General features: G+C 40.5%; 1 protein-coding gene and 1 pseudogene. Both read right to left on the reverse strand.

The window, feature by feature from the left end:
• Positions 1–185: 185 nt before the first annotated feature.
• A pseudogene (locus ACEYW6_RS36410) lies at positions 186–398 on the reverse strand (prohibitin family protein); the annotation flags it as partial.
• Between the two features lie 183 nt (positions 399–581).
• Positions 582–707, reverse strand: coding sequence for a hypothetical protein (locus ACEYW6_RS36415; protein WP_412983639.1), 126 nt, complete (start codon positions 705–707; stop codon positions 582–584).
• Positions 708–956: the final 249 nt, after the last annotated feature.

Genomic DNA, 956 nt, shown 5'->3' on the forward strand with positions numbered 1-956 from the left:
CCGCCACCACATCCATCACCACCACCACCTCCGTCACCACCACTGTAAGCACTATAACCACCATCACCACTGCCACGACTGCTCCTGTAACTACTGCCACTCCTTCCACGGAATATAAAAAATAGTATGAGAAGAAGAATTCCCAAAAAAATACCGAGACTCCACGAATTTGAGCTTTGCGATTCTTGACCTTTAGCACGGTTGATTTCTGGTTGGCCTTCTTGAGTTGCTTTTTGGGCAATAAATTCTGTTTGTTTAGGTTTTTGTTCGACTATTTGTTTAAATTCAATATCTGTACTAAACTTTGGAGAAAATGCAAAATTTACTAGAGAGACATCATCAACAATAAAATTATAAGATGCCATACGTATTTTGAGATATTGATCAATTTCTTCTTTAGTGTATCAAACAAAATTCAGTTCTGACTTTTCACTTTTAGAAAGAAAACCTTCAGGTTCAAAAATTACAGGCTAAAACAAAAGATACTCAAACTGAGTGATATGATGCTGTTAGAGAAATTGTCTTAATGAAAAAATTCTAGGCAGTTTTGATAGGGAGACTTTTGCCCGCTTTTTTATTATTTAAAAGCCCCAGCCCCACAGCGCACCGACACCAAAGCTTCCTAGCTTCCAATAGTCTTTTACTACTCCTATTTGCCACTGCTGGGAGATGAGATTGTAGACTTGCACTGGAGCGACAATTACCACATCTGCGATCGCCTTTAGCTTAAGAAGAGCCTATCGCCACCCCCCGCCTTCTCCCTGCCCAACTAACAACCGCCCTCCACAGCCGACGATTGCTCCAAAGCGGTAATGGTGGATTTATGTTTGTTTGACCAAATTTTGATAACCATTGGTTAACACGCACTCAGCCAAAGGTGCTGTATTGGGCTTGGTTTATTGCGTCTAATCCTTGTATAGTGCAGCTTTAAAAGTTTTTCGCTCTTTTTGCGTAAA

The organism is Nostoc sp. UIC 10607, from assembly GCF_047228265.1.
In the GTDB taxonomy this organism is placed as follows: domain Bacteria; phylum Cyanobacteriota; class Cyanobacteriia; order Cyanobacteriales; family Nostocaceae; genus Nostoc; species Nostoc foliaceum_A.